We start from the raw sequence: 23120 nt of genomic DNA, 5'->3' as shown, positions 1-23120 counted from the left end.
ACGTGGATTCGGCATAATTTACCTTGTTCTAAATCAACTTAGTATTTTGCCTTCGCACAGTGTTGCAACCAAGCATCGAACTCTGATCCGTCTTGGCTTCGTTATACGATCAATATCGCGCGAAAATCATTTACGTTAGTCAGACTTGGTCCGCTGAACAAGAGATCTCCCGTTGTCTCAAAAAACGTAAAGGCATCATGTCGTGCCAAACTTGTCTCAGCATTGACGCCAGCCGACGCTGCCACCAGCAAACTATCAGGAAAACATAAAGCACCCGCGTTTGCTTCACTACCATCGCGCCCATCTGTATCTGCTGCTAGAGCATAAATACGCGGATCACCTTTCAAATGCAGACACAAACTCAATAAGTACTCGGTATTTCTCCCGCCGCGTCCCTCACTCTGATCGCCACCACTCAATGTCACCGTCGTTTCACCACCTGAGAGTAATAGGATAGGTCCCTGTCGATCAACAGAGCCACAAGAATCACCTTGGTTCGCCAATGAACGAGCATAGCTTGCATGTTGATAACCTAGGTCGCTGGCTTCGCCTTCTAAGCAATCTGAGAGAATTTCAACTCTAACACCTTGTTGGCGCGCCCAAGTTGCTGCGCCTTCTAAGGCGTCCCGCGCATTTGCGACAATCTGATAGTGCGGATTATGTAACGAAGGAAGGTTTGCCTTGGGCGTCTCAGCCGCTGGACTTTGCAGGTATTCTAAGACCTTGTTTGGTATATCAATTTGACAATGCCGCAAAATCGCCAAAGCTTCCACAGTGGTGCTAGCGTCCGGTAAAGTCGGACCACTCGCAATGATGCTGGCATCATCTCCGGCCACATCTGAAATAATAAAGCTCCAAACCCGTGCTGGTTCACAAGCCAAGGCAAGCCGGCCCCCCTTGATTGCCGAAAGGTGTTTGCGTACGCAATTGATCTCATGTATGCGGGCACCGCTACGTAACAGCGCTCGATTGATTGCTTGTTTTTGCTCGAGGGTCAAGCCCTCTGCGGGCAAACTCATCAATGCGGAACCGCCGCCAGACAGGAGGCAAATAACGCTGTCATGCGCAGATAAGCCCCGTACAAGTTCCAACATTTCACGCGCAGCCTCACTTCCGGCTGCATCGGGAATCGGATGCGAGGCTTCACGTACCTGTATCCAAGCACACTCGACGCGATGGCCGTAAGGCACAATCACCATCCCCGATAGGCGCAATTGTTGATTCACTCGTTGTGAGCTGAATGTTGTGCTCAACTCTGAACCTACAGTAGCTTGATAGTGCTTCTCCAAGGATCGCGCCATCGCAGCGGCTGCTTTGCCAGCGCCGATGACCAAGAGACGTCCGTCTTTCTGCGTAGGGACAGCGGGCAGGTAGGGGGGCAAACAGCGTTCGGCGCTGACGGCAGCGAGCGCCTGTGCCCATAGCTCACGCAGAAAGACGTCCGCACTGTGTCGATTCCATGTTGGCATGCCCATTACTTTGCTTGGGAAGATGAGGTCAAACAGCTAAAATACCCGATTTATTCTGGATCTTACGCATGATTGTTACGCCCAGCGCATTTAATTTCAAGACCATTGCACCCGCCATGCAATCCTACGTCGATCGAAAAATTCTTGCAGGGGTGTCATCTGCAATTCTCCATGGGCAAGATTTGGTCTATTTTCATACTGCCGGTTGGGCTGATATCGAGAACCAGATTCCACTACGCCATGATCATCTGTTTCGGGTTTTCTCAAATACCAAGCTACTGACCTCCATCGCAATTATGCAATTGATCGAGCAACATCATCTCAGTCTAGACGATCCAGTTGAACGATACCTGCCACAGTTAGGACAACGTCAAGTTTTGCTGCCTGGTGCCACCGACATTTCGCAAACAGAGCCAGCGCGTTCCTCAATCACTGTGCGTCAATTGCTGACGCATACATCGGGACTTAGCTACGGACTACTGGATCATGGCAGCACGATCTATAAAGCCTATGTCGAACGTAGAGTGTTGAATGCCTTTACGCCTTTGTCAGAATTACTGCAGGTTTTAGAAGAATTGCCGCTCAGTTTCCATCCGGGCGAACGCTGGGAATATTCAATCGCAACCGATGTCCTGGCGCATTTAGTAGAAATCATCAGCGGCGATAATTTTGATGTTTATCTACACGCCCATATTTTGTCGCCATTAGGCATGAACGATACGAGTTTTTGGGTGCCGCCCCATAAACATGCGCGCTTAAGTGCCTACTACGCAGGCACTGATCCAATGAATGTTCTAAACCGTGATCTCAAGCGCCTAGAAAAGTCACCTTATCCCGAGGCCTTCTTAAAGCCTATTCCGCGCTTTTCAGGTGGCGGTGGATTGGTATCGAGTATGCACGATATGCTGGCACTGATGCGGAGCTTTTTACCTAATGGCCCTCGAATCTTAAGTGAAGAATCTCTGTATTTAATGATGCAGAATCATTTACCACAAGGCTGGGGAATCGCCTTTCCGGGTGTGGGTGAAGTACCTGGCAAAGGATTTGGTTTAGGAGGAGCAGTTACTTTAGAACCGGGTGAGAATGACCCAGCAAACGCGCATGGCGAATTTGAGTGGGGCGGTATCGCGGGCACCCACTGGTGGATTTCACCTCGCCACAATATAGCAGGGCTCTTAATGACGCAGCGCCAAATGGCGTTCTGGCATCCTTACTCATTTGAATTCAAAAAATTAGCCTATGCAGCCATGACTTAAACGTATCGCGACAATCCGACCGTCGCGATAAAACCAGCGCAGATCTACCAAGCGTTTTTTTGACCTGCCGTTGCGGTTGAATCTGCTAAGATGCCACTCTTCGTTCGAAACATGCTGATCCGCTTATGCCACAAACTATTTTGATCGTTGAAGATGAGATCGCGATTGCTGACAATTTAAGTTATGCCCTAGCAACGGATGGCTTTCACCCACGTCACCTGAGCCTAGGACAAGCAGCAATCGATCTTGTGCAATCGAGCCCGCACGAAATCGCCTTGATCGTGCTCGATGTTGGCTTGCCCGATTTAAATGGATTTGAAGTATGCCGACAACTACGCAGCTTTTCGGATATCCCGATTATTTTTTTAACGGCTCGCAACGATGAAATCGATCGCATCGTCGGTTTAGAAATTGGTGCAGACGACTACGTTAGCAAACCTTTTTCACCGCGCGAGGTGGTGGCACGGGTACGTGCGGTATTACGTCGTCAACTTTTACCCGCCCATCTCCAATCAAAAACAGAGGAAGTTCCTGAGCGCTTCGAATTGCGGGCGGAAGAAGGACGAATACTATATTTTGGCCAGATTCTACAACTCACCCGTTACGAATATTTATTGCTTAAGACTCTGATAGAGCGCCCGGGCCTACTTTTTTCGCGGGCACAATTAATGGACATCGTCTGGACAAATGCCAGCAACACCATGGATCGCACGGTCGATACCCACATCAAATCGTTACGAGCAAAACTAAAACTCATTAATGATCAGGACGAACCGATCGAAACCCATCGAGGCATGGGCTACAGCATCGCTGTCAATTAGCCGCTGAGAATCGACGCCATATGAAAATCGGCCTACGGATATTGCTAAGTTATTTCCTAATTTTGGGATTAGCAGCTTGGTTTGTGCTGAATGTTTTCGTCGCCGAAGTCAAGCCAGGGGTACGCGCAAGTTTAGAAGATGCACTAGTCGACACGGCACAGTTGCTAGCGCAATTAGTGGCGGAAGACGTCAAGCACGGAGACCTTCAGCATGCCGCTATTTTACAACGCATGCAAAATTACGCGCAGCGTAGCGTCGATGTGAAAATTAGTGGGGTACGCAAAGCCAGTCTCGATTATCGCGTGTATATCACCGATGCCAAAGGTATCGTGATTTTTGATACAGAACAAAAAGATCTCGGCAAAAATTTTTCACGTTGGAACGACGTCTACTTAACGCTGCAAGGCAAGTACGGCGCACGTAGTACGCGGATTGATCCGAATGACGAAGACAGCACGGTGATGCACGTTGCGGCACCGATTATCGACAACAACCAAGATGGCCAAACCCGTAAAATCATCGGCGTACTAACCGTAGCGAAAGCGACTTCGACCATCCGCCCGTTTATCGAACGGAGTCAGCAAAAAATCCTACAGCGTAGCTTTTGGTTGCTATTTGCCTCTCTCATCATCGGAATAGGATTTTCATGGTGGTTGAATCGCGCTCTGCAAAAACTCAAGACGTACGCGCATGCGGTCGAGAACGACGAGAAAGTCAGTCTACCTGATCTCGGCAACAATGAAATTGCTGACTTAGGACGAGCTTTAGACAGTATGCGGCACAAACTCGAAGGGAAAGAATATGTAGAAACCCTCATGCATACTTTAGCGCATGAATTAAAAAGTCCGATTGCGGCGATTCAAGGATCAGCTGAGTTGCTTCGCGAAAATTTACCCTCGACTGAGCGCGCCAAGTTTCTCAACAATATCATTGAACAAAATCAGCGCCAAAAACAATTAATTGAGAAACTCTTAGCTTTGATCAAAGTCGAAAAGCAGCAACAACTCAGCCAAGTTGTCCGGATTGATATCGTTGATTTACTGGATCAGGTTTTACTTGATTTTAGCGATGCGATCGCCAGCAAAAATCTAGGTATTCAATTTGAAGTACGGACTCAAACTCTGCTGGGCGATCCACTTTTATTGCGCCAAGCCCTAGGCAATCTCATTGATAACGCCATCGCATTTAGCCCACACGGCGGGCACTTGCACTTGCATCAGCAAGTCGAGCAAAATTATCTCATCTTAAATATCGATGACCAAGGCAGCGGCATTCCTGCCTACGCGATCGACAAAATCTTTGATCGGTTTTACTCTCTTCCAAGAGCGGATGCTGCTAAGAGTACGGGGTTAGGATTGCCATTTGTACGGGAAGTGATTAGCCTGCATGGGGGTGAAGTGCATTTAGAGAATTTACCCCAACGAGGCGTGAGAGTAAGGCTATGCTTAAGCTTGGAGAACCTAAAATAGTGTATTGGGTTCATTTCAATCAGTCATCTCAAAGAATTCGAACCATTTTCATGCGTTGCTGATTCAAATTTCACCGCTGTCGCAAGTCGCAACACTCTACGTTGTCGCTTCTTCCATATCGGATAACTTCCCACGCACCATGAACACGGCCAAACAGCGCTCTGCGGCGACACGCAATTCTTGCCAAGCAGGCGCTAGGTGTATATAAACCAATGCAGGTAAAGGGCGGACCAGATTATTATGAGTCTGTTCCCAAATCAATTGATACTGCCCAATGGCCGTTCTTTCTTGTTCTGAAAACGTCGGAGTTCTTAATTCTTCTCGCCAATCAGGACTCACCCAATCTGCCCATTGTTCCAATACTTCGGTCGCAACATCAGTCTCTGGTGCTTGTGTTTGAAAATCTTGCTGCGCTTGGAAAGATGCAGCAATTTCTAGATAATCGATCAATTGATTCCGCACTCTTTGTAAGAGCACAAGTTCGCTGGGTCGTGTATTCACTTCCGACATAATGGTTTTCAGGTGCCTATTTAACTACGTGATTGAAAATAAGTCGCTCAAAAAAAACAAAAGCATGAGGTTGTAACACCTCATGCTTTACTGATCAGACTTTCCTATTGTGCGCGGACTTTACCTAGTGGGTCGCCCGCTTTCCATGCCGGCATCTTTGGTGCATCGGCGACAGCTCGACCTAAATTCAAAGTGAATTGGGCTTGTTGTACCATGCCGGAAAAATCCCAAGTTGGATCAAATTCATCACTGACTTGATGGTAGCGTTTGCCGTAGGCCTTGGCTTTTTCTTTCGCACCTTCGGGATCTTTGATGTAGTCTTTTCCACCACCGATAGAGAAGGCTGGAATCCCAGCCTTGGCGAAACTGAAATGATCGCTACGGAAATAACCGCCATTCAAATCGGGTACTGGCTGTGCAATCACCAAGCCCATTTGCTTTGCAACTTTCGCAGCGATTTCGCCTAATTCGGTACGTTCACTGCCAGGCGTGCTGATATCTCGAGTTAATCCAATGAAGTTCAGACTGTCGAGATTCAGATTGGCAGCGGTCTTGTTCGCGCTCCACAAAGGCTGCGCTGCATACAGCGCGCTTCCTAACAAACCTTGCTCTTCGGCAGCGACCCACAGGAACATTTGGCTGCGTTTCGCTGGTGCCTGTACCGCTGCTTTTGCCATCGCTAACAAAGCGGCCGTGCCCGAACCGTTATCGACCGCGCCATTGTAAATGTTGTCGCTATCTGTGCCCTGTTTACCAAGATGATCCCAGTGCGCACTATAGATCACGACTTCTTCTTTCAATTTGGGATCTGTACCAGGTACCACGGCTGCGACATTATATTGATCAACCGTCCGAATTTCGGCTTTCGCTTCTCCGCTCAATTTGGCAGCTAGCGTGACAGGTTTAAAGTCTTTACGCTCAGCAGCAGCACGCAATTGATCGAGATCTTGGCCAGCACCAGCAAATAATTTACGTGCGGTATCTTCGGTCATCCAACCTTGCAAACCGGTTCCTAAAGCTGCGCCTTGTAATTGAAACTTTTCAACAGTTCCACCATTTTTTACAACTGCCCAACCGTAGCTGGCTGACGCATCCGTATGAATTAAAAGGACACCAGCGGCGCCACGCCGTTTTGCCTCTTCATATTTATATGTCCAACGTCCGTAGTATGTCAGTGCTTTTCCACCAAAACGAAGGGCATCTTCTGCGGTTGGTTGGGGATCATTCACCATCATTACCAAAAGTTTGCCACGCACGTCTTGGCCTTTATAGTCATCCCATTTTTCTTCTGGTGCACTAATTCCATAGCCAACAAAAACGATATCCGTATCGAATTGATGCGTTGACTGGACGTCACCTGGTGCCCAAACCCAGTCCTTACCAAACTCGATCGACAACGGTGCTCCACCGGCGATCAATTGCAAACTGCTTTGTTGTGGCAAGGCTCGAACGCCTGCAATTTTCACTAGTTGACGATAGCTATTACCGTTTCCTGGCTTAAGGCCGAGAACCTGCGACTGACTTTCCAAGTATTGCACCGTCAAATCACCGCCTCGTTGTCCGGTACCACGTCCTTCAAAGACATCAGAGGAGAGGAGGGCAAGGTGGGCACGTAACGGGGCTTCCTCAACTACTGGTACTGATTTTCCATGTTGCGTCTTCACCGCTGCGTGAATTGGGAAGGCTACTGCCAAACTGAAAGCTAAGACACTTAAGACGTTAGTTTTTTTCATATTGCTCCTGAAATATTTATTGGTTATTGATTATTGGTCATTCGTCAAATTGAAAATTTCAACACAAGACCCAGCTCATGCGAATTTTAGATAAAGTCTATCGGGGGAATTTTACAAACTCAGCACCGCATTTTACCGTGAGGAGCCATGAGCTTGAGATTCATTTTTTTGTATCAAGTTCCAGATTACGGTTCAAAACCATTGAACTTAGAGCTTATCGCGCCCATGCGACCAATCCAACTTGGAGTCAGGAGGCAACGAAGTTTTGACGACGATGTGGCCTTGTGCAATTTGATCTTCCACTTCCTGTGCCAGATTAGTGATGTGTCCGCGACTATAGTAGTTCCCCAGCAAAAATAAGGCGACCCAAGCATTACGTCCACCATGTTTGGCTGCATATAAACATTGATCAGCGATATCAACGACTTGCTCCCAACTAAATGCATCGACAGAAGTTGGAATAAAAGGATACGTAGTCAAACCGATTGAACAGGTTCTATGCAGATGCTTGCCATCAGGTAAGGAGAACGGATGCTCCGCGATGCGCACCCGAATACGTTCGGCTAAAACCTCAGCTTCCAAATAATTGGCTTGCCGCGCAACGATTAAGAATTCTTCGCCACCCCACCGAATGATCGTATCTGTATCACGCACGGCCTCGCGCAAAATCGCGGTCGTTTGTATCAATACTTGATCACCTGCGGCATGTCCAAATTCATCATTAACCGATTTGAAATAATCGATATCGACCATCATGAAAACGATATCGATATTTAACTGTGCACGATTAATTTCATGTGGACTTAAATCTTGGTAGGCGCGATTAACTTGAGCGATATCCGCTGCGATTCCCAAATTCAAATACCGACGGTTACGCAGCCCAGTTAAATGATCCGTCAAACTTTGTTCTTCCAGCATACGTCGCGACAACTCTAGTTCGCGCGTACGTTCTTGCACAACCAATTCCAAAGTTCGATTTGCTTTACTCAAACGCCACAAACGCCACCGCACCAATCCAAAAAATAGCAGTGCGAATAGCAATACATAGAGGGTATAAGCCCACCAAGTTTGGAACCAAGCTGGGAGCACACGGATTTGCATACTCAAGTGCTCTTCACTCCAACTTCCATTGCGGTTTGAACCACGTAGCAGCAAACGATATTCACCCGGTGGTAAGTTGGTATAAGCAGCAAGGCGACGACTGTAGTCGGTTTCCACCCAGTCTTTATCGTAACCAACCAAACGATACGCGTATCGATTCCTTTCTGGCGCGGAATAATCCAAAGCAGCGAATTCAACAATAATGCTATTTGCATCAGGCTGAATAACTATCGGACGTGCACCTGCGCCGACAAAACCGACATGGTTAGCAGCAAGTGGCTTGCCTCCTAATTGAATATTAGTGACAACGACGGGCGGTCGATACGAATACGGTTTGACTAATTCTGGACGTACCACGGTAAAACCACCGACACCACCAAATGCCAACTCGCCGGTGACTAGACGGCCACCCGAGTTACTCCAATAACCCGTAATGGCAACGCCATCGGATTCCACAAAGGCATCCACCGCTAGTGTTTTCGCTTGAATTCGCGCAAAGCCTTCATCTGTACTGGCCCAGATATCCCCATACTGATCTTCAAGAACCTTATTCACCAGTTCGTTCGGGATTTTTTCGGCCTTCCCAAAATGTTTAAATTCAAAAGGCGCACGCCCATCAGGTCTGCGCATGAGGTCCAAGCCGCCTCCTTGCGTCGCAACCCATAACCAACCTCGACTATCAAAAAAAATACTCGATACATTGCGGTGCGTCAAACTCAATTTATCCTGAGGGTTGGGTTTCAAATTGAGTAGCTGACCACTCTTCGGGTCGTAACGGAACAAACCATCTTGCAGACTTGCGACCCAAATTGCACCATCCGGCGCTAACTGTAAGTCGGTGATAAATTTATTCGAAATCGGTTTAGTCCATTCAGGCTGGGTTGCTTGATCGCTTTGTTTGGCTTGCAAATCCTTTTGCCACAAACCTTCGGGCCCACCTATTAACAAGTTATCGTCTACTTGCAAGAGCGTGGCGACCCGCAAAACTGGATTGCGTGGACTTAATTTTAAGTGCGACACTTTGCTTGAACGACCATCATTGACATACAAGCCTTTATCCGACCCAATATAAACTTGGCCATCCCGCGTCGGGTATATCGTAAATATCGCGCCTTGCGGTAAAGCATTTTGTAGACGCGCTTCGTCTGGCTCTATCATCTTGAAATTTCGCGCGCCGGTCTCGAGAATACCGATTCCGTGAGTTTGCGACCCAGCCCAAAGATCGCCATTTTTAAAACCATGTAGAGAAAAGAAATCCGTGCCGACCAAGCCGTGTGAACGATTTTCACCGCCAAACACGCTCACAAAAGCATTCGATGAAGGATCATGAATACTCAGCCCACGTTGACTTCCAACCCAGATCAGACCAGAACGGTCGCGTAGAATCGACCACACAGCATTATCGGCAAGACTACTCGGACGGGTCGGCTCATGCATGATCCGCTTCGTCTCCAAAGTCTGTGTGTTCACCACCAATACACCTTTACCATAGGTGCCTAACCAAATCTCATTTGGGGCAGTTTCTCGTAAGGTATAGATGTTTTCGGTATTCGGAACCAGTTCTTTACTGCCTGGCTTAGGGACCAATAATCGCTTAATGACTTGCGCTTGTGGCGCCAGTCCAGTATCCAAATAGAAAACGCCAGTATCAAAAGTCCCTATCCATAACTTTCCGTCTGAACTCAGTCCGATACTCACTATCCTTTGGACTTTAGCGGAATCAACTGGCAGACGCACTTGCGTAAATCGCTGTGTTTGGACATCAAATTTCACCAGACCTTGACTGGTCGCAACCCACACCATCCCCGTGCTATCCACCACTACATTACGCAGAAAATCACTAGGCAAGCTTTCTGGATCGTTCGCGTCAAAGCGATAATGCTGGAACTGTCCGGTATCGGGATCAAAATGATTGAGCCCACCACGGGTTGCCAACCAAAGTCCATTCTTGCCGTCACCAACGATGGCATTGACCGTCACGTGACTTAAACCGTTATTCCCCAGTGGCATCCGCACAAACGTATCCGTTTGGTAATCGTAACGGGCTAAACCACCACCGTTGGTGCCAACCCAAAGTCGGCTTTTATGATCACTATAAAGTGACACAACATAGTTGTCGGGTAGACTACGAGGATCGTTCGGAATAGGCAGGTAATTTCGGAACCGGTAGCCGTCCCAGCGCGCTAAACCGCCTTGCGTACCCACCCAAATAAATCCCTCTCCATCTTGGGCCAAAGCCGTTGCACTAAATTGGGGTAAGCCTTGTTGTGTCGACAGATGGCGAAACACGACATCTGCCATCGCGCTCCAATGATGGGAATCAACACGTTGAGAACCAGATGAAAGTAGAGCAGGCTCGAATGTCGGTGATGGAGAATACGCTGCTGCCGACGCACCTATCAGTGCGCTCGAACACACCGTGATTCCAAACAACAGTTGCAGAGACAAAGAGGCCATCGAACGATGCGAACAGATGTATCGAATGCGATGGAGCATGCCTGAATTTTCCCCGAATGTGACGGAAATTATTCGCGTCGCTGTTTAACCACCGTCACCGTACATTCAGCCTCTGCCACCACTTGCGCGGAAACACTACCTAAGTATCGGCGTATGGTTGAACTACCGCGCGAGCCGATAATGATTTGATCGACATTGTTATTATGCGCGTAGTCGATAATTGCAGCAGCAGGATCATGCGCTTCTAATACATGAAAGGTAATTTTATCGTTGCGCACTTGCAACGGGCGTGCCCAATGTTTCAATTCCACTAATTGCTTCACATGCACATTTTGTCCACCTTGTACCATCCCATCGTCTAATCCTATTCGACTCGTCTTACGGATCGTGACACATGCAAGGCGAGCGCCTGGCTCAGTCTGTAAAAGCCGCCGCGTGATCATCCGAATATCGTCAGCCAATTCGGTATTACTCTCGCTTAAATGTAACGCGACCATGATAATCGGCGCTTGCGACAGTTGGTCTGACACGCTGTATTGCGCGAATGGCTCGGCGCCAGCCGCTTGAAAACGCCGCTTTAAGACGGACATGAAGCCATCTTGACCCGTTTTCTTTGCACGCGCTGTCAAGGGTACTTGCGATGGATTTTGCAACATCAGCGCCAATTGTGCAGCAGTGTCGAATCGTGCGGCAGGATCAACTTCAAGGCAGCGCAAAATGATTTCCTGCAGCCAATCTGGTATCTCCGGATTATGTGCACGTGGAGGAATAGGATCCCTGTATAAGCGTTTTTTCAGACCAGAGACAGAAGTAGGATGGCCATACGGTCTTTCGCCAGTCGCCAAGTGATATAACAAAACACCCAAGGAAAACTGATCGCTACGTGGCTCGTTTCTAATCCCCAATACTTGTTCAGGAGCGATATAAGGTCCGGTTCCCATCGGAAGGCGAAATTCTTCGCCCAATAAGTCTGGTAATTTATCGTGCCGAGACAATCCATAATCAATCAAGACGGCTTCACCTTCCGGACGAAACATAATATTGGAGGGTTTTAAATCCAAATGAATCACATGTTGACGGTGCAAATCTTGCAATGCGGTAGCAACACGTATTCCCACCATCACGACTTCTTCGAGCGGCAAAGGGGCATCATCAAAGCGTGTGCGGAGCGAGACGCCGCCGATTTGCTCCATCACGATAAACGGTTGGGTGTCGAAATCACCTGCGCCATAGTATTTCGGTACATGCCGCCCCTTGAGTTTGGGCATAATCATCTGCTCAACTTCGAAGGCAACAATCGCGGTCGGATCATCAATACTGAACATCAATGGCACCTTCATAATCAGCGCCGGAGACTGCCCATCTGCCTGCACATAGCGATTTTGCAGGTCAGTAATCCGCCATAACGCTGCCATCCCCCCCATATGCAGTTTTTCTTCCAACTGATATCCATCCACAATCATTCCTGGCTGTAAACGGCTAAGTTTTTTTGCCGGCGTTTTCTCAGATGGCTCAGACGGACCCGTTGCGGTGGCAAGTTCTTGTGGTTTTGATTCAGACATGGGTTCACCCTCCGTGCATTAGGCGTTGCGCCAGGCTGGCGGGCAAGCCTGCTGCCAACACCTTTTGCGCGGCAGCTTCGGTGTCATACGGTACGCGAAAAAAAGTAAGTTCCAGTTGTTGTGTATCAAACAGTGCGTAACATGCAGCTGGATTCCCATCGCGCGGTTGCCCTACCGAACCGGGTTGTACCAGCCAACGACGTAATTTGCTTAAAGGCACACTCAAATCGGAAACTGGACTAAATTCAGCCACTTTGCCAGCTTGATTCATATGGTACAAACTAGGCGTATGCACATGGCCACAAAACGTAATTTGGGCATTCGTCGCACGCATACTACGCGCTGCCTCCATTGCGCCATCGACGTACTCCCAACGCTCCGGTGCCCACGCATTTGCGTGGACAAACAAGCACTGCTCTAACTCAAACTGCATTGGCAAATCGCGAATGAAATCTTTTTGCTGCGGAGTCAATTGCTGACGCGTCCATTCGACTACCAATCGCGCATTCGGATTCATGTCTTTACGGTCATCATGAAGTACGCCTAAATCATGATTACCCATCAAAACATAGGCACCACGATTCACATATGCCATCACTGTATCAACCACCCAAGCCGGGTCAGCTCCGTAACCAATCAAGTCGCCAAGGAAGGCAAATTGATCCGCATTCCGTTCTTCTGCGTGTGCAAGACAAGCTTCAACCGCTTCCCGATTGGCATGTAAATCCGTTAATACTGCAAGCAACATGAAATCAACCTTATTCTGAATTCGAGTAGATACTTGATTGTATGCTAGGCGAGTCAATTCGGCATATGACAAAACTGTTTCCGAAACCTTAGCTGACGATGTTCGTAGAGAAACCAACACTTGGCTGTAGGAATACAACGTTAGACCTATGAAATTCCGCCTATTTTCCAGATAACGCGCTGTCATAAATTATTTTTAGCCATGACGTCATATTTTCAGCTTATACTCAAACATTGATTTTAGGAAACTTTCCTTTCATCATCACTCACTTCTCTCGATGTGCGCGCTATGACAGAAGCTCAAACTCACTTTGTTCAGGCTGCAGACTTAAAGATAGGTATGTATATCTATCTCGATATTGGCTGGATGGAGCATCCATTTCCAGTGAATAATTTTGAAATTCGAAATCAAGAACAGATTCAAAAAATTCGCAGTTTAGGTTTGCAAAAGATTCGCTTTGCGCCGGAAAAAAGCCACCTAAGTGCGAGCGCGGACAACGTGATAAAAACCAGTCCCGAGACTACAATCAGTGATAGCGAACTTGCACTCAAACACAGAAAACAATTGCTACACCAGCAACAAGCAAGTTTAGCCCAATGCGAAAAACAATTTGGCCAAGCAACGCAGGAATTCAAACACCTGACCGACATCGTGCATGCGCAACCGCAACAAGCCAAAGAAAGTGCGAATCAACTGGTCCAAGGTATATTGAAAGGCATACTAGGTGAAGAAGAAGCTGCGATTCGATTGCTATCCGAAAAAGCAGGGGAAAAAACGGCACTACATAGCATCAACGTCACTTTGATTTCGCTCTTACTTGGAAAGGCATTAGAGCTCTCTAAAGAAGACATGCTGGAACTCGGAATCGGTGCCTTACTGCACGATGTAGGCAAAATGGAGTTACCTGATAGACTGCGTTGGGTTGATGAGCAAAGTAGTCCTGCAGAACGTCAACTGTATCAAAGCCATGTGGCGCACGGTGTGAATATTGCACGTAAATTACAACTATCAACCAATGCCACGCTGCTGATCGCACAACATCACGAATATGCTGACGGCAGCGGTTATCCGAGCAATATTCGTTCAGACAAAATGTCGCATTTGAGCCGCATTATTTCGTTGGTGAATCGCTTCGACAATCTTTGCAATCCCAGCAACGTGATTCAGGCCATTACCCCGCATGAGGCACTGTCACTGTTATTTACCAAGAACAAGACGCAATCCGATACACCCACTTTAACGGCTTTCATCAAAATGATGGGAATCTATCCCCCCGGTTCCGTCGTTCAACTAAACGATGAACGTTATGCTATGGTGGTATCGGTCAACTCGACCCGTCCAATCAAGCCCAAAGTGATCATTCATGATCCCCAGGTTCCACCAGACGAAGCTTTGGTGATCAACCTTGAGCATGAGACGCAATTGGGAATACGCCGCAGCCTAAAACCTGTACAACTGCCCAAAGCAGCGTATGACTATCTGTCACCACGTAAGCGTTTGTGCTATTTCTTTGAACGTGCTAGTGACCCCGCTTCGCTGCAAGGAATAAAGGACGGATTGTCATGATTAAAGGCCAATGGGAAGCTTTGATAGAAGGCATGATCGAAGGGGTGCTGCTCGTCGATCCTCTGCAACTCCAAATTTTGGCAGCCAATCGCTCTGCGCACAAATTACTCGGTGTCCCTGCGAATAGTTTGATTGGTGTACCCGTCGTCGATCTTGCGTCGTCACCCGAAGACATGTTTTTTTGGGAAGATGTCGCAGCAGGTTTATCCAACAATATTTATTCTGAAACTCTATTAAAACGTGCGGACGACAGTATTGTGCAAGTCGTACGACGTGTGAGTTTAGTCCATCTTGATTTAGAAACGACCTTATATGTGGTCGCGATTCGTGATCATACGGATCAACGTCAGGTCGAAACAGAATTAGAAAAGCTCATTGCGGAACTCCGTGCAACGCTCGAATCGACCGCTGATGGCATCCTAGTCACCGATCTTGATGGCAGTATTCGCAGTTATAACCGTCTTTTCGCCAAACTTTGGAATTTACCTGAGGAATTATTAACGCAACGCCAAGACGATGCGATCTATGCCTGGATGGATCAATGCATGGTCGACGCCAGTCATTACAATGAACGACTCGCCTCCATCAAACGTTCTCCTTTAATGGAGGCGACGGATATCTTGGTCCTGCACTCGGGTCGTGTACTGGAACGCGTCACGCTACCACAATATGCTCGGGGCAGACCAATAGGACGCGTCTATTCGTTCCGCGACATCTCCGAAAAACTCGCAGATCAAGCACGTATTCAACTGGCTTCAAAAGTTTTCGAGGCTAGCACGGATGCGATTTTCATCACCGATCAAGAACAAAAAATTATCACGATTAACCCGAGCTTTGAACGTCTGACACTGTTCACGGAAAACGAAGTTGTTGGTTTGAATATCGCCGATTTTCTTCTAAATCAAAGCAATGCCGAATTGCTTAAACGGCTGATTGAGGGATTGGCGGAGCAGGGCTTTTGGGAAGGAGAAATCTGGAATAGACGGAAAGATGGGCATGCCTATCTGTGTATGATTTCGTTGGTTCAAGTACAAAATGCAGATGGTGAAGTGATGCATACCATCGGCTTTTTCAAAGATCGGACGGAAAGCTATAACGCGAAGCAAAAAATCGAAGAACTCGCATTTTCTGATGCCCTGACTGGACTACCAAACCGCTTACTTCTCGAAGAGCGCATCAATCAGTCAATCACGCACGCCAGTCGTGACAATGGCGAATTTGCGTTGTTATTTTTAGATCTCGACAATTTCAAACATATCAACGATTCACTAGGACATCCGTTTGGCGATCGCGTCTTGATCGAAGTAACAGAACGTCTCAAAAATTGCCTCCGTCAAGTCGATACTGCGGCCCGTTTAGGTGGCGATGAATTTGTTCTCCTGTTGCATCAAGCAAATGCGAGTGGCGCGGAAATTTGCGCACGTCGGGTCCTTGCTGATTTAAGTGCGCCGTTTTGTCTGGATGGTATTCCATTCAGTGTCACTTGCAGTATTGGAATTGCATTGTATCCAGCGGACGGCCAATCTATTCAAGACCTCATCAAGAATGCGGATAGCGCCATGTACTACGTCAAAGAACGTGGTCGCTCAGATTTTCGCTTCTACCAAAAACAAATGAACATCGGCCTGTTGTCGCGCATGAAGATCGACCATGCGATGCGACAAGCGCTCGAACATCAAGAATTTCGTCTTCATTACCAGCCTTTAGTCGACTTAAGTACCAATCAAGTATTTGGTGCAGAAGCGCTGCTACGTTGGTATGACAAGGACTTGGGCGAAGTGAGTCCAGCCAAATTCATTCCGATTGCCGAAGAGACCGGGCTCATCATTGCCATTGGCAATTGGGTCATGCATACCGCCATCGCCCAGGCTGCTGCTTGGAACAAGGAGGGGCGTCATTTACGCATTTCCATCAATGTCTCCGCACTACAATTTCAACAAGCCAATTTTGTCGATACACTCGCCAACGCTTTGGATGATGCGCACCTCGACCCGAATTGCATCGATATTGAATTGACTGAGTCAATACTGATTCGTGATGTCGAAGAGACGCTCAAAAAGCTCCATGCAATCGCCAAACTCGGCGTACGCATGTCGATTGACGATTTTGGGACTGGCTATTCTAGTCTGAGCTACTTAAAACGTTTTCCGATTCACAAGCTTAAAATCGATCGCTCGTTCATCATGAATCTAACCAAAGATGAAAGCGATATTGCGATTGTCACGGCGATTATCAGTTTAGCCCATGCTTTAAAACTGACTGTGATTGCGGAAGGCGTAGAGACCGATGAACAAAAAGAACTATTGAGCGAGCTCAATTGCAATGAGATCCAAGGTTTTCTGGTCGCTAAAGCATTAGATCCTCATGCTTTCGAAGCACAATTCCTGCAGGTTGCGACACCATTGGAGCAGCTCCCGAATAAGACTTTACTAGGACGATGATCGATTCTCGCGCAAGTGCACGACTACACGGCTAAGAGACGGCCGATTGCGCCACCAGCTAAAATAAAGAAAAGTAAAAAAATAGCGAAAAAAATGCGCAAATGTCGTGCAATTATCGTTACACTATTCGAACACATTGCCCTAACATTGCTCCTTACGCAGCGACGATCTTAGCCGCAATCGTCGACCGAATTGTTTGAAATAGCGGAGCGAATAGACACCGGCTCGCTCAAGTCTTTTCTCACGCATTGATGATTCTCGCTCAACTAGCGACACCAATATCCGCGTCGCCCCCAACTGATTAACTGTGTCAACAAAGGATTCCAGACATGAAAAAGAGTTTGCTTGCTGTTACCGTACTAACCGCTCTCGCCGTTGCGTATCCTTCCGCGTCTTGGGTAACTGGCAAACGTCTAGAAGCAAAATTAGCAAAATTGGAAGGGCAAGACATCTTGTTTTCCAATTTTAAAGTGGTCAAGCAAACGTACACACGCGGCATTTTTTCCTCGACCCAGGAAAGCACGATCGAATTAGACATCGCAAGTATGTCGCCTAAAGCAGAACCACATCGTTTTCAAGAAAACGCCTTGCAAGATGCGACACAGGAGAGTCATGCAGAAGCAAGTGCCGAACTACCCGAGGTGATACGCCCCAAACCACTGCAACTTCAGGTCATCAACCATATCGTACATGGTCCGATACCAGGTATCGTTGGGTTCGCAGCGGGCAAAATTGAAACAGAACTGGTCCTAGATGCATCCACTCTCGCGAGCATTAAGAAAGTATTTGGCAACAAGAAATTTCTCGAAATACGTACTGTATTGCATTACACAGGTGGCGGTCGTTTTCGCATAAGTAGTCCCGCCGTGGTCAGCACAGTCGGACCAAGTCAGGACAAATTCGATTGGAAGGGATTGAATTTCGAGATTGGCTTTGATGCGACATACAAGAAGCTCCAATTTGATTTACTTTCTCCTGGCTTAGAAATGATTGCGACAAATGGTAGCGCCAATTTGAAGATTGGTGAAATCAAGTTACAAGGTGAAGCGACGAGAGCATATCCTGACAGCATTATTTATCTCGGCACGACGAAAGCAACGATTAATCATGTCAGCTTTAGCAATGCACAAGCATCTAACAAAGGCCTCATTCTAAAAGACGTCGAATTGGAAAGTACCACTTCATCAAAAAATGATCTCATCGATTCCCATCTAAAAATGGGAATTCAAGACATCACCATGAATGATCTGAAAATTGGCAGATTTCATTATGATTACTCATTACGTAATTTGCATGGTCCCAGTTTCAACCAATTTATCGTCGATCTCAGAAAACTCGAGTCACAAAAAAATGATCCCGATGCCATGCTGGAAATTGAACAGAATTGGAAAAAATACGCGATCGAAATACTCAAACATGATCCTGTGATTGCCTTAGACCGCCTGGGATTAATTGGCAAAGGTGGCGAATTTAAGGCAAGTGCTAGCTTGCGTACCGTGGGCGTCACAGAAAGCGATTTTGATACGCCTCAGGCGGTTCTAGCAAAAATAGAAGGCCTAGGTGAAATTCAGCTGGACGATGGATTAGTGGACGATTTAATTGATGGCAGCCAATCAAGTCCCGAGGCACGCAATATGATGCGTAGCATGTTCTATTCACAAATTCAAACTTGGGAAACACAAGGTTTCATCAATCATGCAAACAAACAGTACAAAGCACAGATCAGTTGGAAGGAAGGGCAGTTCCTCGTCAATGGTAAGCCTTTCCCGGCACTACCCGCTGACCAAGCTGGCATCGCGGGTGGTGCGCCAGCGCCGTTGGCACCTAGCCGCTGACAAAAAATAAAACAAAAGGCCCGCACGAAACACTCGTGCGGGCCTTTTGTTTTTGGAAGATCAAATTATCAATCTTCCAGCCACCCTAGTATTTACTTCACACCATGCATCAACTTTTGCATCAAGGGAGCAATCAAGAATAAAACAATACCAGCGCCCAACAATGAGTAGAAACCAAATGTATAACCACTCAAAGCAGAAGCCACTGACATGCCGCTATCACCACTCACATGACTAGCGAAAATACCTGACAAATTATTCCCGATACCAGTGGAGAGGAACCATCCGCCCATGCCTAAGCCAACCAAGCGCACCGGTGCTAATTTTGTCACCATCGACAAACCAATTGGGGACAAACACAATTCGCCAATCGATTGAATCACATACACCATGAACAAGGTCCAGAAAGGAATTTTGTTCTTGTCATCGACCAAGAAAGTCAAAGCGTACATCAATAATCCAAATGCCAATGCGTTGCCAATCAAACCTAGGCCGAATTTACGCGGAATTGATGGGTTCATATTTTTACGACCCAACATCACCCAAATCGTTGCAACAACTGGCGCAAAACCAATGATCGCCAATGAATTCACACTTTGGAACCAAGCCGTTGGGAAGACAAAACCGCCCAGATTCCGATCAACGATACTTTCTGCTAAGAAGGTAAATGAGCTACCGGCCTGTTCAAAAAACATCCAAAACAAAATGTTGAACGTAAAGATCAGTAGCATTGCGATTACTTTATCGCGCGCGACTTTACCATTACGAATACCTTCGACCATCAACATCAATGCCAATCCAATGAACAAGACAGTCAAAATGCCTTGCAGTTTTGCAGCCCCCATGGACAACAAGAAATACGCGACAGGGATCACACACAAACCGCCGATTGCTACGTAAATCACACGAGAAATACTTTCTGTGCCTTCTGCCGGTGCGCCAATACCCTTCAACATACGACGACCAATCGCAAACCAGACAAGACTCAGAACCATACCGATACCAGCCGCGATAAATACGATCTTGTAAGCTGGGGTATCACCTGTGCTGAACACTTTTTGTGCAAGGAACTGAGTGAAAATCGGTGCTAAGAAACCACCAACATTGATGCCCATGTAAAAAATCGTGAAGCCAGAATCACGGCGCGTGTCAGCGATGCTATAAAGCTTACCAACCATGGTTGAAATATTCGGTTTAAACAAGCCATTACCGATGATAATTGTGGCTAGGCCCAATTTAAAAATATCTTGATTCGGAATCGAGATCATAAAGAGTCCCGCAGCCATAAATACGGCACCGATCAAAATCGAACGTTGGTAGCCAATCACGCGGTCTGCAACATAGCCGCCAAACAGCGCTGCCGCATACACTAATGCCAAATAGGAACCATAGGTCAAATTCGCTGCGGCTTGTCCTGATCCGTCACCTTGATAAAACTGATCGACGATATACAAAACCAAGGCCCATCGAATTCCATAAAACGCAAAACGTTCCCAGAATTCCGACATAAATAACATCCACAGAGGAGCTGGATGCCCCATGATTTGCTTAAACTCTGGGATTGGGGTCTCTTGACCCGGTGTGATTGCAGCACCGCTCATGCAATTTCTCCTGTTTATATTTTGTAAAACCCACTTTTGATTTTTTTAAAAGCGCTTATTTTCCGTTGCATCTTCAGATACTTCCCATTTGAAGACAAACACCTCCTACACTTTCTCTCGTAAATACTTACAAAAAATGCAGGGGATTTTCAACGACGGTGCATTCTAAACTAGAAATGCCTGAGATGAGACCAATTTGTGCGGGGGCGGAAGGCAAGATTTATTGCGCAATGCGGCAATCATGATGCCTCTTTCAGACCTTTACTGGATTTAATCGTCCCATCCGTCTAAGCGGCCCAATAGTTTGGCGAGTGCTTCTTCAATGGAAAGCACACTGGTGTCGATAGTCATTTCAGGATTACGCGGTTCCTGATAGGGGGAGCGCACTCCAGTCAATTGCAAGCTTAACTCTTGTTTAGCCTGACGATACAGGCCTTTAACATCACGTTGTTGACAAACCTCGAGTGGCGTCGAAACATAAACTTCAGTCATGCGTTCGGTGCCGATAATGTCACGCGCCATTTGTCGCCCTTGTTCAGTCGGCGAAATGAGCGCGACAATTGCGAATATCCCACTTTGATTCAAAATTTTCGCGATTTCTGCAACACGTCGCGCTTGCTCCTCTCGATCTGCACTGGAAAATCCCAAATCCTTTGACAAACCACTCCGTAACTCATCGCCATCCAACACACAAACAGCCATTTGTTGCTGCCTAAGTCGTTGCGCCAAGGCTTGTGCCAAAGTGCTTTTGCCTGCGCCGGACAATCCGGTAAGCCACCACGTCAACGCGAACTTAGGAGTTGAAGTCGATTGAATTGCCATAGTTTCCTGAAAGTATCGTCAAAAAAGACCATCATACACAGAAAAAACCCTGTGAAAAACCCACTCTTCGAGCACCCCATGGGAACGGAATAGGATCACTCGTCTTCAGCAAGTTTGCTGTAATAGTCCAAATCCAACCACTGCGATCCGCGTCGCGCGACTTGGCGACGCCGCCCTTCATAATGAAATCCTAGTTTTTTCACTAATTTCGCACTAGCGATATTCGCTGGTTCTATTTCCGCCTCTAAACGGTGCAGACCAAGTTCATCAAAGGCAAAATGTTGCAGACTTAGCAAACATTCATGCATGATCCCCAAACCCCAATACTTCGGCAAAAGCCAGTAACCGACGTCTGCATTTTGATTGAAGCTGTCAATCTCATAAATCCCACAGCACCCAAAAATCAAGTTTGGATTGAGGTCCTCACAGATTGCCCACCAGCATCCTGTTTGGCTCAATTCCATTTGTCGATACCAATCAATTTGTTCTTGCGTCGCGACTTCCGTCTCATACTCAATACCATAGTGAGCAATCACTCTCGGATCGGAGAGCCCTGCGAATATTTGTGGTCGGTCGGACTGTTGAATCTGCCGAAGCAAAAAACGCCCGGTTCGACGGATCGGGAAGGTCTGGGAAAAAGCTTGCGTGGGCATAGTTACACGTCCTTTGATTTCGTCACATCGCTGGGTCATCAAGTTGTCAATTTTGCGCCTTAAGATCACTAGGAACAAGCTAAGCGAAGAAAACGCAAGATGCAAGCAGCCTGTGACTCTGCATGTCCGACCCCAACAGTCGCTTTCCAAGCTGGCGCAATCTCGTTGAGTAATATCATCCTGCACGTTTCATTGGCTTATTAAAAACAAAATGGCTTATGTACCCAAATAAACAAAAACTGATTATTTTTGATGCAGATGGCACCATTATCGATGCCTTCAGTGCAATTGAACAAACATTCGCGCTACATGGAATGGCGATTGGCGATTTAGACAGCTTTCAACAAAGGCACAAATTCTTTAAATATCTCGGCGGCCTCAAAGAATTTCCCACGAATATCAAAAAGCAGATCGGGAAAAAAAGTCGCCAACAAATCTTAACCAGTCTGACCGAAGTCTATCGGGAGGAAGCACGCTTGTATGATGGTTTGGCTCAGCTGATTAAGGATCTGATCGCGCACAAACAGATACGGCTAGGCTTAGTCACGCGGAATGTCAGTTTTGAACCTAAAATCACGATGGAGAAGCTGTTCGCTCGACACGATATCGATCTCGCTGCGCTCGATTTTTTTGCCCATGTCCCAGTGCACGGGAGTAAAGCCGACGCATTTCGACAAGCCCGTCAACAGTGGGAGATCAACCCAGCACGCGCCTATACTTGTGGAGATGAACACAAAGACTACGCAGCCGCGCTCCGCGCTGGGATGCATCCTTTTGTGGTTTCCTACGGCTTTGAAAACTTTAAACGTCTGCATAAAAAGTTCGAGATACCTGAAGAACTGATTGCTCGTACTCCAAGTGAGCTTTGCCTGAGGATACGCCACACACTCGATTTATCGATTGAAGAAAGCTAAATACACTTGCCTCGATGGAAAGTTGCTCCATCGCATTATCAAAAACGGAAGCCTTCATTTGCGAATTCCTTGCATTCCTGTCTTATCTGTTTTTTGCCTTTGTCGAATTTTTTGAGCTATTTTCACCTGACTTCTCGCGTATACCTCTAAGCATGTATTTCG

Annotated in this window: 16 protein-coding genes; 7 read left to right on the top strand and 9 right to left on the bottom strand. The window is 47.1% G+C overall.

Annotation, left to right across the window (positions count from 1 at the left end):
• Nucleotides 1-101 precede the first annotated feature (101 nt).
• Nucleotides 102-1469 carry a glycerate kinase type-2 family protein gene (locus tag KDM90_RS11875; RefSeq protein WP_212675815.1) on the bottom strand — a complete coding sequence of 456 codons (1368 nt, stop codon included), beginning with the start codon at nt 1467-1469 and terminating at the stop codon, nt 102-104.
• A 68-nt stretch (nt 1470-1537) separates the two neighbouring features.
• Between KDM90_RS11875 and KDM90_RS11870 the strand changes: the two genes are divergently transcribed.
• From KDM90_RS11870 to creC, 3 genes are all read left to right on the top strand, one after another.
• Nucleotides 1538-2725, top strand: coding sequence for a serine hydrolase domain-containing protein (locus KDM90_RS11870; RefSeq protein WP_212675814.1), 1188 nt, complete (start codon nt 1538-1540; stop codon nt 2723-2725).
• A 125-nt stretch (nt 2726-2850) separates the two neighbouring features.
• A complete protein-coding gene (gene creB, locus KDM90_RS11865) occupies nt 2851-3546 on the top strand; it encodes a two-component system response regulator CreB (protein WP_212675813.1) in 696 nt (231 codons plus the stop codon).
• 20 nt (nt 3547-3566) lie between these two features.
• On the top strand, nt 3567-5015 hold the full coding sequence (creC, locus tag KDM90_RS11860; protein ID WP_212675812.1) for a two-component system sensor histidine kinase CreC: 1449 nt from the start codon (nt 3567-3569) through the stop codon (nt 5013-5015).
• Between the two features lie 96 nt (nt 5016-5111).
• On the opposite strand, the gene KDM90_RS11855 is transcribed toward creC, so the two are convergent.
• From KDM90_RS11855 to KDM90_RS11835, 5 genes are all read right to left on the bottom strand, one after another.
• The gene (locus KDM90_RS11855; protein WP_212675811.1) at nt 5112-5525 is read right to left on the bottom strand and encodes a hypothetical protein; all 414 of its coding nucleotides are present in this window, start codon (nt 5523-5525) and stop codon (nt 5112-5114) included.
• 104 nt (nt 5526-5629) lie between these two features.
• Complete coding sequence (locus KDM90_RS11850) at nt 5630-7258, bottom strand: M28 family peptidase (RefSeq protein ID WP_212675810.1); 1629 nt, start codon at nt 7256-7258, stop codon at nt 5630-5632.
• Between the two features lie 207 nt (nt 7259-7465).
• Nucleotides 7466-10855 carry a ligand-binding sensor domain-containing protein gene (locus KDM90_RS11845; RefSeq protein WP_212675809.1) on the bottom strand — a complete coding sequence of 1130 codons (3390 nt, stop codon included), beginning with the start codon at nt 10853-10855 and terminating at the stop codon, nt 7466-7468.
• 29 nt (nt 10856-10884) lie between these two features.
• Nucleotides 10885-12378, bottom strand: a complete 1494-nt coding sequence (locus tag KDM90_RS11840; protein ID WP_212675808.1) for a bifunctional serine/threonine-protein kinase/universal stress protein — start codon at nt 12376-12378, stop codon at nt 10885-10887.
• A gap of 4 nt (nt 12379-12382) precedes the next feature.
• Nucleotides 12383-13126 (bottom strand): metallophosphoesterase family protein, encoded by a 744-nt coding sequence (locus tag KDM90_RS11835; protein WP_212675807.1) that lies wholly within the window; start codon nt 13124-13126, stop codon nt 12383-12385.
• A 288-nt stretch (nt 13127-13414) separates the two neighbouring features.
• Here KDM90_RS11835 and KDM90_RS11830 point away from each other — a divergent pair, with 288 nt between their 5' ends.
• The 3 genes from KDM90_RS11830 (at nt 13415) to KDM90_RS11820 (ending at nt 18968) form a co-directional block, all read left to right on the top strand.
• On the top strand, nt 13415-14692 hold the full coding sequence (locus KDM90_RS11830) for an HD-GYP domain-containing protein (protein ID WP_212675806.1): 1278 nt from the start codon (nt 13415-13417) through the stop codon (nt 14690-14692).
• Nucleotides 14689-17133: a sensor domain-containing protein gene (locus KDM90_RS11825; protein WP_212675805.1), complete on the top strand. Its 2445-nt coding sequence runs from the start codon at nt 14689-14691 to the stop codon at nt 17131-17133. Before KDM90_RS11830 ends, KDM90_RS11825 begins: the two co-directional genes overlap by 4 nt.
• 329 nt (nt 17134-17462) lie before the next feature.
• Nucleotides 17463-18968, top strand: a complete 1506-nt coding sequence (locus KDM90_RS11820) for a YdgA family protein (protein ID WP_212675804.1) — start codon at nt 17463-17465, stop codon at nt 18966-18968.
• A gap of 92 nt (nt 18969-19060) precedes the next feature.
• Here KDM90_RS11820 and KDM90_RS11815 read toward each other — a convergent pair whose 3' ends face one another.
• From KDM90_RS11815 to KDM90_RS11805, 3 genes are all read right to left on the bottom strand, one after another.
• Nucleotides 19061-20569 (bottom strand): peptide MFS transporter, encoded by a 1509-nt coding sequence (locus KDM90_RS11815; protein ID WP_212675803.1) that lies wholly within the window; start codon nt 20567-20569, stop codon nt 19061-19063.
• 270 nt (nt 20570-20839) lie between these two features.
• Nucleotides 20840-21391: an adenylyl-sulfate kinase gene (gene cysC, locus KDM90_RS11810; RefSeq protein ID WP_212675802.1), complete on the bottom strand. Its 552-nt coding sequence runs from the start codon at nt 21389-21391 to the stop codon at nt 20840-20842.
• Between the two features lie 95 nt (nt 21392-21486).
• Complete coding sequence (locus KDM90_RS11805) at nt 21487-22044, bottom strand: GNAT family N-acetyltransferase (RefSeq protein ID WP_212675801.1); 558 nt, start codon at nt 22042-22044, stop codon at nt 21487-21489.
• 218 nt (nt 22045-22262) lie between these two features.
• Between KDM90_RS11805 and KDM90_RS11800 the strand changes: the two genes are divergently transcribed.
• The gene (locus KDM90_RS11800; protein ID WP_212675800.1) at nt 22263-22958 is read left to right on the top strand and encodes an HAD family hydrolase; all 696 of its coding nucleotides are present in this window, start codon (nt 22263-22265) and stop codon (nt 22956-22958) included.
• Nucleotides 22959-23120 lie beyond the last annotated feature (162 nt).

Origin of the sequence: Affinundibacterium fentianense (assembly GCF_018139545.1) — a bacterium.
GTDB classification, from domain to species: Bacteria; Pseudomonadota; Gammaproteobacteria; order Burkholderiales; family Burkholderiaceae_D; genus Undibacterium; species Undibacterium fentianense.
This window is presented reverse-complemented; position numbering and strand designations above follow the sequence as displayed.